Source organism: Halomonas sp. ND22Bw (genome assembly GCF_003011945.1).
GTDB classification, from domain to species: domain Bacteria; phylum Pseudomonadota; class Gammaproteobacteria; order Pseudomonadales; family Halomonadaceae; genus Halomonas; species Halomonas halophila.
The window spans coordinates 1-270 of the sequence record NZ_PXWD01000912.1 but is presented as its reverse complement, the minus strand read 5'-3'; the positions used below and the strand labels follow the sequence as shown (position 1 = coordinate 270).

Annotated in this window: 1 protein-coding gene; it reads right to left on the bottom strand. The window is 70.4% G+C overall.

Features of this window, described 5'->3' with window-relative positions; translation table 11 throughout:
* On the bottom strand, positions 1-270 hold a 270-nt coding region (locus tag CVH10_RS20795), incomplete at both ends, for a helix-turn-helix domain-containing protein (RefSeq protein WP_369335926.1).

Genomic DNA, 270 nt, shown 5'->3' with positions numbered 1-270 from the left:
AGACCTTCTGGCCGTGCAGATAGTGCAGCGCCATCCGGTGGCGCAGGTCGTCGACCACGGCGTCGAACCTGGCGCCCTCCTCGGCCAGCCGACGGTAAAGGGTCGCGCGGCTCATTCCCAGCTGGCGCGCCACCTCGACCATGCCGACATCGCCCCGATGCAGGATCGGGATCAGCAGCGCCTCCACCCGACCGCGCACGGTGCGGGCGGTCTCCAGCCCGGCCAGGAGTTGGCTGGCCCGTTCGCTCAACACGCCAAAGGCGTAGCGGC